This is a genomic window from Cnuibacter sp. UC19_7 (genome assembly GCF_042699995.1).
Lineage (GTDB): Bacteria > Actinomycetota > Actinomycetes > Actinomycetales > Microbacteriaceae > Cnuibacter.
Map to the genome: position 1 here is coordinate 2707428 of NZ_CP170560.1, position 13434 is coordinate 2720861.

General features: G+C 70.7%; 13 protein-coding genes. 4 read left to right on the top strand and 9 right to left on the bottom strand.

The annotated features are described in order from the left end of the window. The first annotated feature begins 62 nt into the window (after positions 1 to 62). The gene (locus ACFJGV_RS12915) at positions 63 to 968 is read left to right on the top strand and encodes an LLM class flavin-dependent oxidoreductase (RefSeq protein ID WP_378144363.1); all 906 of its coding nucleotides are present in this window, start codon (positions 63 to 65) and stop codon (positions 966 to 968) included. 97 nt (positions 969 to 1065) lie between these two features. Here the strand turns inward: ACFJGV_RS12915 and ACFJGV_RS12920 are convergent, their stop codons facing one another. Beyond that, positions 1066 to 1953 carry an ATP-grasp fold amidoligase family protein gene (locus ACFJGV_RS12920; RefSeq protein ID WP_378144364.1) on the bottom strand — a complete coding sequence of 296 codons (888 nt, stop codon included), beginning with the start codon at positions 1951 to 1953 and terminating at the stop codon, positions 1066 to 1068. A gap of 115 nt (positions 1954 to 2068) precedes the next feature. Between ACFJGV_RS12920 and ACFJGV_RS12925 the strand changes: the two genes are divergently transcribed. Beyond that, complete coding sequence (locus ACFJGV_RS12925; RefSeq protein ID WP_378144366.1) at positions 2069 to 2413, top strand: nuclear transport factor 2 family protein; 345 nt, start codon at positions 2069 to 2071, stop codon at positions 2411 to 2413. A 27-nt stretch (positions 2414 to 2440) separates the two neighbouring features. Here the strand turns inward: ACFJGV_RS12925 and ACFJGV_RS12930 are convergent, their stop codons facing one another. Beyond that, on the bottom strand, positions 2441 to 2971 hold the full coding sequence (locus tag ACFJGV_RS12930) for a MarR family winged helix-turn-helix transcriptional regulator (protein ID WP_378144367.1): 531 nt from the start codon (positions 2969 to 2971) through the stop codon (positions 2441 to 2443). 109 nt (positions 2972 to 3080) lie between these two features. Here ACFJGV_RS12930 and ACFJGV_RS12935 point away from each other — a divergent pair, with 109 nt between their 5' ends. Beyond that, positions 3081 to 4184 (top strand): hypothetical protein, encoded by a 1104-nt coding sequence (locus tag ACFJGV_RS12935; RefSeq protein ID WP_378144368.1) that lies wholly within the window; start codon positions 3081 to 3083, stop codon positions 4182 to 4184. An 83-nt stretch (positions 4185 to 4267) separates the two neighbouring features. Here the strand turns inward: ACFJGV_RS12935 and ACFJGV_RS12940 are convergent, their stop codons facing one another. From ACFJGV_RS12940 to ACFJGV_RS12960, 5 genes are all read right to left on the bottom strand, one after another. Next, positions 4268 to 5098 (bottom strand): HpcH/HpaI aldolase/citrate lyase family protein, encoded by an 831-nt coding sequence (locus ACFJGV_RS12940; RefSeq protein ID WP_378144369.1) that lies wholly within the window; start codon positions 5096 to 5098, stop codon positions 4268 to 4270. Then, entirely contained in the window at positions 5083 to 5871 is a 789-nt protein-coding gene (gene hpaH / locus ACFJGV_RS12945; RefSeq protein WP_378144370.1) for a 2-oxo-hept-4-ene-1,7-dioate hydratase, read from the bottom strand. The genes ACFJGV_RS12940 and hpaH overlap by 16 nt, the downstream gene beginning before the upstream one ends. Further along, the gene (hpaD, locus tag ACFJGV_RS12950) at positions 5871 to 7031 is read right to left on the bottom strand and encodes a 3,4-dihydroxyphenylacetate 2,3-dioxygenase (RefSeq protein WP_378144372.1); all 1161 of its coding nucleotides are present in this window, start codon (positions 7029 to 7031) and stop codon (positions 5871 to 5873) included. The genes hpaH and hpaD overlap by 1 nt, the downstream gene beginning before the upstream one ends. Positions 7032 to 7061: 30 nt before the next feature. Then, positions 7062 to 8558, bottom strand: a complete 1497-nt coding sequence (gene hpaE / locus ACFJGV_RS12955; RefSeq protein WP_378144373.1) for a 5-carboxymethyl-2-hydroxymuconate semialdehyde dehydrogenase — start codon at positions 8556 to 8558, stop codon at positions 7062 to 7064. An 81-nt stretch (positions 8559 to 8639) separates the two neighbouring features. Continuing rightward, positions 8640 to 9689: a hypothetical protein gene (locus ACFJGV_RS12960; protein ID WP_378144374.1), complete on the bottom strand. Its 1050-nt coding sequence runs from the start codon at positions 9687 to 9689 to the stop codon at positions 8640 to 8642. A 182-nt stretch (positions 9690 to 9871) separates the two neighbouring features. Here ACFJGV_RS12960 and ACFJGV_RS12965 point away from each other — a divergent pair, with 182 nt between their 5' ends. Further along, positions 9872 to 11110 carry a hypothetical protein gene (locus tag ACFJGV_RS12965; RefSeq protein ID WP_378144375.1) on the top strand — a complete coding sequence of 413 codons (1239 nt, stop codon included), beginning with the start codon at positions 9872 to 9874 and terminating at the stop codon, positions 11108 to 11110. 30 nt (positions 11111 to 11140) lie between these two features. Here ACFJGV_RS12965 and ACFJGV_RS12970 read toward each other — a convergent pair whose 3' ends face one another. Both ACFJGV_RS12970 and ACFJGV_RS12975 read right to left on the bottom strand, forming a co-directional pair. Then, entirely contained in the window at positions 11141 to 11845 is a 705-nt protein-coding gene (locus ACFJGV_RS12970) for a GntR family transcriptional regulator (protein WP_378144376.1), read from the bottom strand. After that, positions 11842 to 13368, bottom strand: a complete 1527-nt coding sequence (locus ACFJGV_RS12975) for a fumarylacetoacetate hydrolase family protein (RefSeq protein WP_378144377.1) — start codon at positions 13366 to 13368, stop codon at positions 11842 to 11844. Before ACFJGV_RS12975 ends, ACFJGV_RS12970 begins: the two co-directional genes overlap by 4 nt. Positions 13369 to 13434 lie beyond the last annotated feature (66 nt).

Consider the following 13434-nt stretch of genomic DNA (forward strand, 5'->3'; position numbering starts at 1 on the left):
AGGAGGGCCCCCGGCCCGCTCCGCGGCCCCGACGCCTCCGGCGCCCCCGATACGGTGGAGGGGTGACCGTTGACGCTCCCTCTTCGCCCCGCCTCGGGATGACCTTCACCTCCGACATGGACCCCCGCGACCTCATCGAGATCGCGACCCTCACCGAGCGGCACGGGCTCGACGAGCTGTGGGTCTTCGAGGACTGCTTCACCGCCAGCGCGATGCCCGTCGTGACGGCGGCGCTCGCGGCGACCAGCCGCATCCGGGTGGGCATCGCCCTGGCGCCGGTGCCGCTGCGCAACGTGGCGCTGCTGGCGATGGACATCGCCGCGATCGAGCGGATGTTCCGCGGCCGGCTGCTGCCCGGCATCGGGACGGGCGTGCTGCCGTGGATGGCGCAGATCGGCGAGGCGGTGCAGTCGCCGATGACGCGTCTGCGCGAGTCGGGCGAGGCGCTGCGCCGGCTGCTGGCGGGGGAGACGGTGACGACGGCGGGCCGGTACGTGACGCTCACCGACGTGACGCTCGGCTTCCCTCCCGAGCGTCCTCTGCCGATCTACGTCGGTGCGCGCGGGCCGAAGATGCTCGCGCTGGCGGGAGAGATCGGCGACGGCACGCTTCTCGATACGGGCCTCACCGACGCCGACATCGCCGAGAAGCTCGGCATCAGCCGCGATGCGGCGCGCGCCGCGGGCAAGACGATGCACGAGGCGATGCTGCTGCACCTCACCGCGACCGGCCCCGACGCGCAGGCGCGCCTGGCCGCGGGCCTCGACCGCTGGGGCGCGAAGGATGCGGTACCCGGCACGACCGGGTCGGCCGGCACGGCGGAGGAGGTGGCTGCCGACGTGCGCCGCATCGCCGGGCTCGGCGTCACGTCGTTCAGCTTCATGCCCACGCCCGACGTCGCCACCGTCTCCGACTTCGACGCGTTCCTGCGCTTCCTCGGCCGGGAGGTCCGCCCCCTGGTCCGCTGAGGGCGGGAGGTGACCGTCGAAAGGTCGCCTCAGACGCGGCACGACCCGTATATGGCGACATCGGCGCTCTCAGGCGACCTTCCGACGGTCACCGGGCTCAGTAACGGCGGGGCACCGTCCACGGCCGACCGAACTCGGCGTCGAAGCTGATCGGATCGAACGGGCTCTCCCCACCGGCGGGGTAGCTCGTCAGCTCGCCGAAGGCGATGCGGTCAGGCAGGGAGTAGAGGTCGACGCGCACGAAGTCCGTCTCCGCGCCGAGCGTCTCCGCGATGCGGACGATCTCGTCGAGGCGCTCCGGCCGGGGCCGCGGCGGATGCGCCCACGGCGGCCCGCCGCTCATCGGCAGGTGCGTCCAGGTGGGTGTGTAGAAGTCCTGCGTGCGTCCGCCGAAGCGTCCGGCGTCGACCTGGATGAAGTGCGCCCGGCCGTGGAACACGAACACCTTGTAGTCATCCGGGATCGACCCGTCGGGGCCCGCGAGCATCTCCTCGACGAGGATGCGCCGGGGCACCAGGCCGTAGGCCCACTCGCGGTTGGGCCCCTGTCCGTAGAGCTGGCGGATCCAGTGCCGCCCGATCTCCGCGAGGGCGGCACGGTCGGCGCGCGAGGGGTCGACGTGGCGGTACGTCCAGCCCCAGCGCGCCTCCGGAAGCCGCGCGTCGGCGGGCGCCGCCGGACTCACCACGATCGCCGCGCCGCTGCCGTGCGTGGGCTTGACCACGAACCGGTCCGGCAGCTCGAGACTGCGGATGTCGTCGGGGTCGTCGAGGATGCCGTAGGCGCGGGGCAGGTACCCGTCGCCGACGCGGTCGGCGACGTAGTCGCGCACCGCCGCCTTGTCGGCGAACGTGACGAGCAGCGGGCGATGGTCGCGCAGCATCTTGTAGCGCACCTTCTCCGTGAAGGTGCGCGGATGCCGGGTGCGCAGCAGGCGGAGGGCCCGGATGACGTGGCTCCGCTCCCGTCGACGAGCGTGTTCCATCCCTCCATCCTGCAGTGGATGCCTCGCGGATCGGGAGATCGCATTTAGTGTCCGTGCGGACAGTAATATAGTAGTGTCCTACAGGACAGGGTTGCGTCGAGAAGAAGGGAACCCCATGAGCAAGGCACTGGAGTACGACGAGATGCCCGCGGCCGTCCACGGCTTCGTGGACGGATGGCAGAGCCACGATGCGGAGAAGGTCGAGGCGCTGTTCACCGACTGGGCCGTGGTCTCGGATGAGGGCCGCACCCACCGTGGCCGCGACGAGATCCGCGCCTGGATCCGCGAGTCGATCGACCTCTTCACCACCACCCTCACGTTCCTCCGCGGGCGAGAGGACAAGGGCATGCTCGGGGCGACCTTCCGACTCGAGGGCGACTTCCCCGGCGGGGTCGTCCAGCTCGAGTACCGGTTCCGCCTCGATGAGGAGGGGCGGATCGTGCAGCTCGACTTCGCGTAGCGGATGCGGACCGCACTCTGAAGAACCTCACTTCCTCAGCGGGAGGAGGCCTCTCTCGAGCATCCGCTCGGCGGAGGTGATGGCGTCCTTCACGAACCGCGCGGTCAGTCCGGTGTACTCGCGGACGTCGTCCTCCGACCATCCGTCGAGCACCTCGGCGATCATCCGGTCGCCGAGCTCGTAGACGCTGTGCGCCGCCTTCTCGCCCGCCTTCGTCAGGCGGATGAGCGTGGCGCGACCGTCTGTGGGGTCGGTGGTCCGCTCCACCAAGCCGTCGGCCTCCAGGCGGCGCACGATCTTGCTGACGTGCGACGCCCCGGTCGCGAGGACGGTGGAAAGGGCGGTCGGGCGCATCGGCCCCCAGGCGAGCAGGTGTCGGAGGGCGGCGTGAGACTGCTGGTCGATGCTCTCGCCGGTCTTCGCGAGGATCTCGCCTTGAAAGGAGGGCGAGTCCCAGAGGAGGATCAGGGCGCTCAGGTTGGCGAGCAGCTCGGAGCGGTACGGGAAGTCGCTCGCGCGTCGCGGTCGCGCGGATTCGGAGTCTGTACTCGTGCCCATGTCCCGACTGTACTGACCTCGCGGCCTTAGTGTCGCAGTCGACACTAAAACGCTGATACTGTCCCTCAAGACAGGACTGGGCTTCGAGGAGGGAACCGCCGTGGGGGCCATGGACGAGTTGATCAACCCGGGCCTGGTCGACCACCTCGGGTCCGCGGTGACGGCGGTGGAACCCTCGCTCGAGCTCCCCGCGCTGACGCTGGCGCGGTCCGCCCTCGAGGGGAGGCGCCTCCGAAATCGGGTCGATCTCGTCCGCGACGCGCTGCGGGCCGATCTGCCCGGCGGCTTCCCGGCGGCCGAGCGCATCGTCGACGGGGCGCTGTCGGTCCCAGGGTTCTCGGGCTGGATGATCTGGCCGGTCACCGAGTTCGTCACCGCCCGGGCGCTCGAGGACGGTTCGACGCCTGCATTCGACGCCGGGATGGCACTTCTGTCGCGTCTGACGGTCGAGCTGAGCAGCGAGTTCGCGATCCGCGACATGCTCGTCGCCCGGCCGGAGCGCGCCCTCGCGATCATCGGCACGTGGACCGGTCACGAGAACGAGCACGTGCGCCGCCTTGCCAGCGAGGGCACCCGCGCGTACCTGCCGTGGGCGAAGCGCGTGCCCTGGCTGATCGCGAACCCCGGGGGCACGAGCGGCATCATGGATGCGCTCTACCGCGACCCCGCCCTGTACGTCCGGCGCTCGGTGGCGAACCATCTGAACGACCTCAGCCGTGTCGATCCCTCCTTCGTGACCGCCACGGCCGAGCGCTGGCTGAGCGATCCCGCGGCCGACACGCCCTGGGTCGTCCGCCACGGGCTGCGCACGCTCATCAAGAAGGCGGATCCGCGGGCGCTCGCGCTCGTCGGGTACTCCGGCGAGCGGCTGCGGGTCGACCGCCCGGAGGTGCAGACCGCCGTGGTGCGGCTCCACGAGGATGCGCTGACGTTCACCGCCCGCGTCACGAACGAGGACGACACCGACGCCATCGTCGCGATCGACTACTCGATCGGCTTCCAGCGCTCCAACGGGAGCATCAGCCCGAAGACCTTCAAGCTCGCCTCACGCAGACTCGCCCCCGGCGAGAGCGTCGTCGTCTCGAAGACCCACTCCTTCCGCCGCATCACGACGCGCACCTACTATCCCGGCCCGCACGTCGTCACGGTGCAGGCCAACGGCACGCGCTCCCCGGAGGCCGACTTCACCGTCGAGGACGCAGGCGGCGCGTAGGGCCTCGGCTTTGTCCAGGTTTCCGTCGCGAATCCGGCACAAGGCGACGGAAACCTGGACAAACCCGTGCCCGGCGGTGCGGCTCAGTAGGAGGGGCGGTCCCCGGACGAAGGGGCCGCGGGGGCGGCGGGGGCCGAGGTGGGGGCGAAGCGGGCGGCGAGCGACTCGGTGGCGCGGGCGAGGAGGGCGACGTCGGCTCCGACGAGCACGAACGTCGCACCCGCGTCGATGTAGGCCTGCGCCACCGCGGGGTCGAACGCGTTCACTCCGACCGGCTTGCTCGCGGCGCGCACGGCGCCGAAGGCCCGGTGCACGGCGGCCACCACATCCGGATGCGTCTGCTGACCGAGTAGGTCCATCGATGCGGCGAGGTCGGCGGGCCCGACGAAGACGCCGTCGATCCCGTCGACCGCGGCGATCTCGCCTGCCGCGTCGACCGCATCCGCCGTCTCGACCTGGACGAACAGCGAGACGTGCTCATCGGCGTTCACGAGGTAGTCGTCGATCCGGTTCCAGCGCGCCGACCGGGCGAGCGCCGAGCCCACACCGCGGATGCCGCGCGGTGGGTACCGCACGGCCTCGACGAGCGACGCGGCCTGGGCGGCGGACGACACCATCGGCACCAGCAGGTTCTGCGCGCCGAGGTCGAGCACCTGCTTGATGAGCACCGGATCGCCGATGGGCACCCGCACGACCGGCGTGACCGGATGCGCGGCCACGGTCTGCAGGAGCTGCAGCACCGTCTCGAGCCCCTGGGCGGCGTGCTCCATGTCGATCATCACCCAGTCGGTGCCCGACCCGGCGACGATCTCGGCGTTCACGGTCGAGCCCGAGCACACCCAGATCCCGGTCAGGGCGCGCGGGGAGGCGGCCGCGAGGGCGTCGCGGAGCGTCGGGATCAGACGAAGCGGCATGTGATGGTCCCCAGATCGCGGTAGTCGGCCAGCACGGTGTCACCAGGATGCACCCACATCGGCCGGGTGAACGAGCCGGCGAGCACGATCTCTCCCGCCTCGAGGCGGTCGCCGTGCTGGGCGAGCTTGTTCGCCAGCCAGGCCACCCCGGTCGCGGGGTGGTTGAGCACCGCGGCGGCCACGCCCGACTCCTCGATGACCTCGTTGCGGTAGAGCAGCGCGGAGACCCAGCGCAGGTCGACCGCATCCGGAGCGACCGGGTTGCCGCCGTGGACCATCCCGCCGAGGGCGGCGTTGTCGCTGATCGTGTCGACGATCGTGCGCCCCTCCATCTCGAGTCGGGAGGAGAGGATCTCGAGCGCCGGCACCACGTACTCCGTCGCGCGCAGCACGTCGAACACGGTGACCGAGGGCCCCTCGAGGGGAGAGGACAGCACGAACGCCAGTTCGACCTCGATCCGGACGTTGGAGAACCGGGAGTGCTCGATGACGGCGCCGTTCTCGAACACCTGGTCGGCGAAGATCGCGCCGTAGTCGGGCTCGGTGATGCCGGTCGCGGCCTGCATGACCTTCGACGTGAGCCCGATCTTGCGTCCGACGAGCCGCCGACCCGCGGCGACCCCGCGGCGGCGCCACTCGTTCTGCACCGCGTACGAGTCCTCCACGGTCATGTCGGGGTAGCGCGACGTGAGCCGGGGCACGGTGGTGAGCTCGCGCTCGGCGGCGGCGAGCTCGTCGGCGATCGCCGTGATCTCGGAGGAGGAGAGCGCCATCAGAGCTGGTTCCCCAGCTTGTACTCGCCCTGCTTCCACTCCGGCAGGTCGGCCGGGTCGTCGTCGGGGCGCGTGTAGGAGAAGCCGTCGGCGCCGATGGTCACGGCCATCTCGCTCGAGTCGGTGCGGGCGACGACGGGCTGGGGGTGGCCGTCGAGGTCGAGCACCAGCGAGCCGTCGGTGTACCAGGACGGGACCACCGGGTTGCCCCACCAGTCTCGACGCTGGTTGTCGTGGACATCCCAGGTGATGACCGGGTTGTCGGGATCGCCCGTGTAGTAGTCCTGCGTGTAGACCTCGACCCGGTGGCCGTCGGGGTCGCGGAGGTAGAGGTAGAACGCGTTCGAGACGCCGTGACGCCCAGGACCCCGCTCGATCGCATCGGACCGGCGCAGCGCGCCCAGCTTGTCGCAGATGGCGAGGATGTTGTGCTTCTCGTGCGTCGCGAAGCACACGTGGTGCATCCGCGGCCCGTCGCCGCCGGTCATCGCGGTGTCGTGCACGGTGGGCTTGCGGCGCATCCAGGCCGCGTAGACGGTGCCCTCGTCGTCCTGGATGTCCTCCGTCACGCGGAAGCCGAGGTCCTGCATGTACCGCACGGCCCGCGGCACGTCGGGGGTGATCTGGTTGAAGTGGTCGAGCCTGACGAGCTCGCCGGGGATGTGGAGGTCGTAGCGCCAGCTCATCCGCTCGACATGGTCGGTGGCGTGGAAGAACTCGTACGGGAAGCCGAGCGGATCGACCACTCGCACCGAGTCGCCGATGCCCCTGACGAAGCCGTCGGGGTTCCGCCGGACATCGCAGCCGAGCTCGGTGAAGAACTCCACCGCCCGGTCGAGGTCCTCGGCCGCTCGCACCCGGTACGAGAAGGCGGCCACCGCGGCGACCGGGCCCTTCCGCAGCACGAGGTTGTGGTGGATGAACTCCTCGGTCGAGCGGAGGTAGATCGCCTCGTCGTCCTCCTCGGTCACGTACAGCCCGAGGACGTCGACGTAGAACTGCCGAGACGCGGCGAGGTCGGTGACGATCAGCTCCATGTAGGCGCACCGCAGGATGTCGGGCGGCGTGGCCGTCGGCGTGGGGAACGCGTTCGGGGAGGAGATGCGGGCCTCCTGGCTGGTGTAGTACCCGGCGGAGGTGAGGGTCTTGTCGGTGCTCATGTCGCGTCCTTGCGTAGCGGTGACAGCGGATCAGTTCTTGCCGAAGCTGGGGTTGTGCACCTTCCCGAGGGTGATGTGCACGGCCTGCTGATCGGTGTAGAAGTCGATCGAGCGGTAGCCGCCCTCGTGGCCGAGGCCCGAGGCCTTCACGCCGCCGAAGGGGGTGCGGAGGTCGCGGACGTTGTTGCTGTTCAGCCACACCATGCCGGCCTCGATCGCCTGCGCGAAGTTGTGCGAGCGCTTGAGGTCGTTGGTCCAGACGTACGCGGCGAGGCCGTAGCGCACGCCGTTGGCGAGCTCGAGCGCCTCCTCCTCGGTGTCGAACGGGGTGATGGCGACGACCGGGCCGAAGATCTCCTCCTGGAAGATCCGCGCATCCTTCGGGACATCGGCGAACACCGTGGGGGCGACGTAGTTGCCCGTCGGGAAGCCCTCCGGCCGACCGCCGCCGGCGACGAGACGGCCCTCGCCCTTGCCGATCTCGACGTAGCCCATGACCTTCTCGTAGTGCTCCGGGTGCACCAGCGCGCCGACCTCGGTCGTCGGATCCTGCGGGTCGCCCACCACGACGCGCTTGGCCTGCTCGGCGTACCGCTCGACGAACTCGTCGTAGACGGGGCGCTCGACGAGGATTCGGCTGCCCGCGGTGCAGCGCTCGCCGTTCAGGGAGAAGACGCCGAAGATGGTGGCGTCGATCGCGGCCTCGAGATCCGCATCCGCGAACACGATCGCGGGGCTCTTGCCGCCCAGCTCCATCGACAGGCCCTTGAGGAAGGGCGCAGCGTTGGCGAAGATGATCTGCCCGGTGCGGCTCTCGCCGGTGAACGAGATGAGCGGCACGTCGGGGTGCTTCACGAGCGCGTCGCCCGCCTCCTCGCCGAGGCCGTTCACGAGGTTGAAGACGCCCTCGGGCAGGCCGGCCTCCTCGAAGATGCCGGCCCACAGCGAGGCCGAGAGCGGCGTGAACTCGGCGGGCTTCAGCACGACGGTGTTGCCGGTGGCGAGTGCGGGGCCGAGCTTCCACGACTCGAGCATGAACGGGGTGTTCCACGGGGTGATGAGCCCGGCGACGCCGATCGGCTTGCGGTTGACGTAGTTCATCTGCCGGCCGGGCACCTTGAAGGCGTCGTCGGCCTGGGCGACGATGAGGTCGGCGAAGAAGCGGAAGTTCTCGGCGGCGCGGCGGGCTTGCCCCAGCGCCTGCGTGATGGGGAGACCCGAGTCGAAGCTCTCGAGCTCGGCCAGCCGGGCGTCGCGCGACTCCACGATGTCGGCGATGCGGTGCAGGATGCGGGCGCGCTCGCGGGGGAGCATCCGCGGCCAGGGGCCGTTCACGAACGCCTCTCGTGCGGCGGCGACGGCGAGGTCGATGTCGCTCGCCTTGCCCGCTGCGGCGCGCAGGTAGGTCTCGTTGGTCACCGGGTCGAGCACATCGAAGGTGTCGCCGTCGATCGAGTCGACGAACCGGCCACCGATGTAGTGCTGGATGTGGTCGGGCAGGTCGGCGGGGATGTGGCGGGTGGTCATGGCGGATCCCTTCTGCGGACGATCAGCGGGCTGCTCTGCCCTCATCCTCGTCTCGGATCGTATACGATCCTTCGCTCGGGATCAAGGGATCGCGAGCGGAGCCGCTGGACGCGTGGCGAACCTCGAGCGCAGGGGGACGCCGACGGCGAGGCCGACGAAGCCCGCGATGAGCTTGTCGAAGACGGAGGCGGTGAGATTGGACGAGGCCACGGCGACCACGAGGTTCTCGCCGACCGACTGGAACCGATCGGTGAGGGAGTTCGCGGCGACGTGCGAGCTGTATCCCTCGAACACGGCGGCGGTGATCGGCACCGCGACGATCGTGCACGCCAGGGCGACGACGACGCTCAGCAGTAGGAACCGCGGAAGGCTGCGGGCGAGGTTCCCTCGCCGGGCGCCGTACCCCCAGATCAGGGCGCCGACGATCGCCACGGGGATGAACGGGAGGCCCTCCGAGTTCCCGTGCAGAGGTACAGCGGCGAACTGGGTCACGATGGCGACCGCCACGGCGTACCAGGGACCGAGGGCGATCGCGACGACCGCCGTGCCGATCATGTCGAGGAAGAGGGGGAGCTCGAGCCAGATCACGAGCTCTCCGCCGACGAGGTTCACCCCGAGGGCCGCGAGGAGCGTCGCGGCGATGAGCAGGAGGCGCTGTCTCCCGCTCCAGACCGAGCCGGCACGCTCTGTGGACGCGGGACGTGGGGCAGCGGCCGGATCGGCTTTGGTCGTCGAGTCGGATGAGGTGCTCCGCGATGAAGGCCGAGGGACGGCGGGGCGTGCCGTCGTGCACCGCTCACGCCAGCCCTCGGCAGTCTCGAGGTCGACCCCGAGGCTCAGGACGATGTCGACCACGAGGTCGGGGTTCAGCCGCGTCCTGCCGGGTCGGAAGGCGTCGTACACGGTGGACCGCGAGACCTCGAACCCTGCTCCGCCCACGCCGCCCGCTCCACCCGAGCGCTCCGCGCGGAGTCGCGAGATCCTCGTCGCGATCTCGGCATAGGTCACTCCGCCTGCCTCCTTGCGGAGCGCCTGCAGGCTCTCGGCTATCGATGGCTCGGCGACATCACGGTGTGTGCTCGCCACTTCAGGGCCCTTCACGCTTCCTCCGACGTCGACGGTGATGGACACATCCTCGCGTACCCCGGAGCGAACCCAGACGGCTCCGGTCGAGGAGCGCTGTCCGGACTTGTATGGGAACCGCTCCTCGCGCGGAAGTGGGCCGATCCGGATCGATACAGTCGGCTCGGGACCGGGCGTCTGCCCCGCTGCCGCTGCGTCCCCGCATCGACACCCACACAGGAGACAGACCCATGGCACACCCACACCTCCCCCGTGTCCGGCATCGCGCCGGCACGGTGCTCTCCGCCGTCGCGTTGGCGGCGGCACTGGTCGTCGGCACGCCGCTGGCCGCGTCGGCGGACGATCTCGGACTGCCGTCGACCGGCGCGATCGAGAAGGTTCCCGCCGTCCCGGTGATCGCCGGCATCGCCATCGGGAAGAGCACCGCATCCATCGAGGTCGAGGCCGGTGCGGCCTCCGACTCGGAGGACGGCGGACCCGTCGACACGTTCGAGGCGGTCGTCACGCGCGACTCCACGGGGGAGACCGCCTCGAAGCAGAGCGCGACTCCCACGACCTTCGAGTTCACGGATCTGACCCCGGGCCTCTACCGGGTGGTGGTCACGGCCTCCGGCCCCGGGGGCAGCGCGAGCGTCACAGGCTACGGCTTCATCACCCCGGACACGGTCAGCGCGCCCCTCATCGACGCGGTCGACGCCGTGCGGACGGGTGTCACCCTGAAGGTGCGGAACGTGAACGACGCGATCCCGCCCCAGGACGGGCCGACGGAGCGGGCCTCGATCAGCTACAGGCTCACCCTGGACGACGGCGTGGACGTCTACGAGACCGCGAGCTCGGCGATCGACGGCACCATCGGCTACGAGAACCACCTGAAGCCGGGCACGACCTATACGGCGACCCTCACCGTCAGCTACTTCAGCCCCTCTGACGGATGGTTCGGCACCAGCGAGTCCGCCACCACCACCTTCACGACGCCGGCGGGTACCGATCCGGAGCCCTCGGGGCCGCGGGCGCCGCTGTCCGAGAACCTCACGGAGGAGTTCCGCGGCGGGGTCGACGTGCCGCGGTCCGCTGTCGCGGGCACGACCGTCACGGTGAACGTCGGCGACCGGGCCGAGGCGGGGCAGTCGGTCAACGGCTGGCTCTTCTCCACGCCCACCCTGATCGGCACCGCGGTGGTGGATGGGGCGGGCAACGTCACCTTCACCCTCCCGACGGACGTCCCCGCGGGAGCCCACCGGCTCGCGATCACCGACTCGCAGGACAACCTGCTCGGCTGGAACGACATCCGGGTCGACGCCGCGGCGAGCCCGGCAGGATCGGGGGTCTCAGGGAAGTCCGGGTCCGCATCGTCGACGCTCGCCGACACGGGTGCGGAGATCCCCCTCGAGCTCGCCGGAGCGGCGCTGCTGCTGCTCCTGGCCGGAGGCGTGATCGTACACAGCCGAGGTCGGGCCCGCCGGGTGTGAACGCGGTCGTCGCGGCGGCGATCCCCCTGACTACGAGTCGGGGTGGTCGCCGCTGTGGCGCGCCGTGATGAAGGCGTCCATCGTGCGCCAGCGGTGGTGGCGTGCGGCGAGCTCGACGTCGATCGGATCGGCTCCGTCGCGGATGAGGTCGAGGATCTCGACGTGCTCCTCGACCGAGTGCGTGGCCCGGCCGGGGACGAAGGCGAACGTCGAGTCGCGGATGCCGGCGAGCCGCCCCCAGCCCCGGTGCACGAGATCGAGGATGTGCGGGTTGGGGCACGGCTCGTAGAGCACCGAGTGGAACTCCTGGTTGAGGCGGGTGAACTCGTGCGGATCGAAGTCGTCGAGGAGGGCGTGCATCCGGTCGTTCACCGCCGACGCGCGCTCGAGGTCGGCCGGCTTCAGCAGCGGGCTCGACAGCGCGGTGGCGAGACCCTCGACGAGCCCGAGGGTCTGCATCGTGTGGACGTACTCGCTCTCGTCGACGAGGGCGACACGGGCTCCCACGTTGCGCTCGAACGACACGAGCCCCTCGGCCTCGAGTCGGCGGATCGCCTCGCGCACAGGCACGACGCTCACCTCGAGCGCGTCGGCGATGGTCTGCAGCACGAGCCGGAACCCGGGCTGGTACTCGTGGGCGATGATCCGCTCGCGGATCCAGGCGTACGCCTGCTCCGACTTGCTGCCGGCGGCGCCGCCCGAGGTGCCGCCCGCGGCAGCCGTCTCGACGCTCATCGGTCGCGCTCGCTCTCATACCGGGCCCGCCACTCGGCGTTCATCGGGAAGAGCCCGTCGACCGGGTGGCCCGCCTTCACCTGCTCGGCGATCCAGGCGTCCTCGACCTCCTGGGCGAGCGCCGCATCCACGACAGTCTTCACGAGCGTCGGGGGGATCACGATCACGCCGTCGGAGTCGCCGACGAGGATGTCGCCCGGCAGCACCGTGGTGCCTCCGCATGCGACGGCCACGTCGCCCTCCCAGGGCACGTGCTTGCGGCCGAGTACGGCGGGGTGCGCTCCGACCGTGTAGACGGGGATGCCCACCGCGGCGACGGCGTCGTAGTCGCGGACGCCGCCGTCGGTCACGATGCCCGCGGCGCCGTTCGCCTGGGCGCGGAGGGCGAGGATGTCGCCCAGCGTGCCCGACCCGGTCTCGCCCCGGGCCTCGATGACGATCACCTCGTCCTCGCCGACCGCGTCGAAGACGCGCTTCTGCGCGTTGTACCCACCGCCGTGGCTGTCGAAGAGATCCTCGCGGTTCGGCACGAAGCGCAGCGTGCGGGCCACGCCCACGAGCTTCTGCTCGGGATGCATCGGGCGGACGCCGTCGATGGTCACGTTGTTCAGCCCGCGCTTCCGCAGCTGCTGCGAGAGGCCGGCGACGGGGGCGCGCAGAAGCCGCTCCTTGAGATCCGGGTCGAGAACGGGGGCGGCGCTCGCGGGGGAACCTGCATCCGTGGATGTCTCAGGCGCCAGGCCCGCCGCGTCGGCCGAGCCCCACGCATCCGCCCGCTGGGCGTCGTCGACGCTCGGCAGCGACCCGAGCTCGGGATCGAAGTCGCCCGGACCCTCGACCACGGTCGTCACGAGCCGCCCACTCGTCGGCGTGCCGGGCGCATCCGGCGCGTCGACCTCGACCTCGACGGTCTGGCCGGGAACGACGACGCTCGACCCGGCGGGGGTGCCCGCGAGGATGACGTCGCCCCGCTCGAGCGTGAGGTGCTGGCTGAGGTCGGCCACGATCTGCGCGAGCGGGAAGATGAGCCCGGCCGTGGTGTCGTCCTGCACGAGGGCGCCGTCGACCCAGGTGCGCACCCGGATGGCGGCGGGGTCGACGGTGCTCGCGTCGATCAGCGCGGGCCCGAGGGGCGTGTAGCCGTCGCGGCCCTTCGACCGCACGTTCGAGCCCTTGTCGTTCGCCCGGTAGTCGTAGATTCCGAAGTCGTTCGCGGCGGTGATGCAGCCGACGTGACCCCACGCATCCGCCTGGCTCACCCGCGTCGCGGGCTCGCCGATGACGAGAGCGATCTCGCCCTCGAAGGCGAGCAGCTCGGTGCTGTCGGGGCGCTCGATGGTGCTCCCGCTCGCGGCGACCGAGCTCGACGGCTTGAGGAAGTACGACGGGGCGGCGGGTCGGCGCCCCCGCTGGTCGGCCCGCGAGGCGTAGCTGAGATGCACGGCGATGATCTTGCCCGGCCGGATCGGCAACGCGGCGAAGCGCGGATCGGTCTGGCTGGCGGGTGACGTGGCGTCGCTCATGAGCCCCTTCGCTTCCGGCCGCCGACGCGACCCTCGCGGCAGATCATATACGATCTGGAGATCCGG